Annotated in this window: 3 protein-coding genes; 2 read left to right on the top strand and 1 reads right to left on the bottom strand. The window is 58.1% G+C overall.

Going from position 1 to position 3,172, the window contains the following annotated elements:
• A partial coding sequence (locus tag IT585_07325; GenBank protein ID MCC6963047.1) for a TonB-dependent receptor occupies window positions 1-1,565 on the bottom strand: 1,565 nt, incomplete at its 3' end.
• Between the two features lie 139 nt (window positions 1,566-1,704).
• Here IT585_07325 and IT585_07320 point away from each other — a divergent pair.
• A complete protein-coding gene (locus IT585_07320) occupies window positions 1,705-2,400 on the top strand; it encodes a GntR family transcriptional regulator (GenBank protein ID MCC6963046.1) in 696 nt (231 codons plus the stop codon).
• Window positions 2,401-2,429: 29 nt separating this feature from the next.
• On the top strand, window positions 2,430-3,172 hold a 743-nt coding region (locus IT585_07315; protein ID MCC6963045.1), incomplete at its 3' end, for a dihydrodipicolinate synthase family protein.

Genomic DNA, 3,172 nt, shown 5'->3' with positions numbered 1-3,172 from the left:
TCCAGGGGAACCGCGGCATTGCCGCCCAGCCGGGCGAGCCCGCTGATCCGCACATCTGGGAAGCCGTCGGCGATTGTGCCCTTCGCCAGCGATGGCAGATTCAGCATATCGGTGAAGTTCTCCCCCGCGGTCTCGTGCAGAAAGAGGAAATGATACCGGTTCATTCCTGCGCGGAATTCATTAATGAGCGTAGGAGTCAGGCTGTAAGTATGCTGCGCCGCAAATGAGCGGTGGCGGTTCCGCAGGATATCGGCATCGAGCGGAAACGCGTTGTTCGTCACGTTGTCGGTGTTGTAATACGAAAACCGGCCTATCAACCATTGCTTGTCACTCAGCTTCTGATCCACGCGCACGGGCACCTGATCAGAATCGTCCGTGCTAGTGGCAATAGTTGTAAAGTTGCGCGCTGAGTCATCTGTGTTGGGCAGCGGAATGTACTCGAGAATGCTTTTCGACGCGGGATGGATTCGATTCGATGGTATCTGGTTACCAGCGAAAGGTTGCCGCACGGGGCTTTGCGGCGTGTACGTCAACGGGTCGTAGATGGTGCCGCTACCCGCGTAATTGCCTGTTCGCTGCGCTGCGGTTGGAACCAGCGAGCCCGTAGCCGTGCTGCGCCGTGTTCGCCTGCCTTCATAGTTCACGAAGAAGAAGGTGTTGTCTCTAGAAATGGGGCCACCGAGGCTGGCACCAAACTGGTTGAACACCAGCGGCGGTTTCGCCCTTCGTCCTGTCTCCGGCGCGATGGGTGCGAAATACTCAGTAGCGTCGAAGTTATCGTTACGCAGGAACTCGTAAGCCGAGCCATGAAACTCATTTGACCCGCTCTTGGTCTCGACATTCACGACGGCACCGGCGGCGCGACCGAACTCCGCCGAGTAAGTGCTCGTCTGCACCTTGAACTCACTGATCGATTCGATTGACGGTACCACCACGACCATGCCAAATAGCTGAGCGTTGTTATCAACTCCGTCAAGCATCCAATTGTTTTGGTCCTGCCGCTGTCCATTGATTGTGAGCGAGTGACCGCCCTGACGGGTACGAACCGTTGTCGCGGCGGGCGGACCTGGTGTGGCGCCGGGCACGAGTTGCCCTAGCTGCACGAAGTTTCTTCCGTTGAGCGGCAACTCTCGCACCTGAGTCGCGCCGATCACCTGCCCGAGCGCTGCCGTTTCGGAATCGACCAGCGGCACGCTCGCTTCGACCGTCACCGTCTCCGCGGTTTCGCCCACACTCAACTGCGCGTCGAGCCGTGCGGTCTGGTTCACTGCCAGTTCCGCACTGCTTTCGAACGTCTTAAAGCCTCCGTGCTGGATTATCACCGAGTACACCCCCGGCGGCAGGTTCGCTACTGTGTAGTCGCCCGTTTCATTCGTCTGCACCGATCGTTCTAGATTCGTAGCAACATTGCGAACCGCGACGGTGGTACCCACGACCGCGGCGCCCGATGGATCGCTGACAAAGCCGATAAGGCGTGCCGCCGTGCCTTGCGGATAGACAGGGCGCGTAAGGAGAAGCAGCGCGATCAGCGCCGCTGGAACTAACCGACGGGTGGAGAGTTTCATTGATGTCTCCGATTGTGATAGTGTCGACAATAGATCATTGTTGAGCCATTGTCAATAGAGGTTTTTATAAAATTATATTGACGGATTTTGCTTGTAGGATTGTCGACAATGTAGTATGATACAAATTTGCTCAATTGCTATGGGCACCTCAACGTTCGGAAAACTAAAACAGGAGTCAACTTCCGATCGCATTTATGCGGCGATCCGGGAGGCCATCTTCAGCGGCCGGTTGAAGACGGGCCAGCGTCTTACTGAGATCCAGATGGCGAAAGAGTTCGAGGTCAGCCGCGCCAGTCTTCGGGAAGCCTTGCAGCGGCTGTCGCACGAAGGTCTCATCGAGCTCAACTCCTATAAAGGCGCGCGTGTGATCGAACTGACTCCGGAGCAACTCGATGAGATGCTCGCACTTCGCCTGCTCCTCGAAGCGGAAGCGGTGCGGCAGGCCAAACGGCGCCTCACACAGACGGATCGCGATGTCCTGTACGCGATCGCGCGCAAGCTCCACAATCCTGGCGTTAACCCGCGTGCATATCCAACCTTCGACTTCGAGTTGCACCAGACTATCTGGGAGATCAGCGGCAACCGCACCTTGCAGCGCCACCTCAGTCTCCTCGTCTCGCCGCTGTTCGCAATGGGCACGATCCTGCGCTACTCTGAGAGCTCACGCGATCGCTCCGATTCGACGCGCGATGCTGGCGTCGACCACATCTCTCTCGTAGAGGCCATCTGCGACGGCACAGAAGAACGAGCCATCGAGTTGATGCAGCGGCACATTCTCGATAACTGGAAGGTAACTCGCAGCCGGATCGAGTCATTCATGAAGCAGGGCTCTTGAGCGGCGCACGTGATCCTATGGAGACCCACTTGCAGAAGTTGAAAGGCGTCATCGTCCCGGTTGCGACGCCGGTCGATTCAGCCGGGGACCCCGACCTTGCGGCCCTACGACGCCTGCTTTCCTTTTTGCTGGCGCATTCCCTCGACGGTCTGTTCGCTAATGGCTCGATGGGCGGCTTTGCGCACCTGACCGATGCTTCGCAATATCAGATCATCGAAACGATCACGGCGTACCCGCGGGGCGTGCCCGTGGTCGCCGGCGTGTCGGATACGAGTATCTCTCGTGTCCGCCAGAAGATTGCCGTGATTCAAACCATGCCCGTCGCGGCGCTCGTGCTGCTCCCTCCGTACTACTATATGTGCCGGCAGGACGAACTGATCCGCTTCTTCTTGCTCGCCGCCGATTTCGCACAGAAGCCGATCATTCTGTACGACAATCCGCGTTACACGCAGAATGCGCTCGAGCCGGCGACCATCGCCGGGCTGGCGCGTCATCCTAACATTCACGGAATTAAGATCAGCGCCCCGGACGTACTGAAGTGGGAACAGCTTTTGGAGCACGAGCTCCCTCGAGACCGTTTCTCGCTCGTCTGCGGAGCCGAGAAGCTGATGGATGTGGCGCTTGGCATGGGTTTCGACGGAATCACAGGCGGACTGCACAACATCACGCCGGGTCTGGCAGTGCAGCTTTATCGCGCGGCATCATCGGGGGATGCCGCGACTGCGTCGCGATTGCAGGCGCAGCTCAATCGCATCTATCAGGTCTTTGAAGC

Source organism: Candidatus Zixiibacteriota bacterium, assembly GCA_020853795.1.
Classification (GTDB): domain Bacteria; phylum Zixibacteria; class MSB-5A5; order CAIYYT01; family CAIYYT01; genus JADJGC01.
Note: the sequence above shows the minus strand (reverse complement) of the source record. Positions and strands in the feature narration are given on the sequence as shown.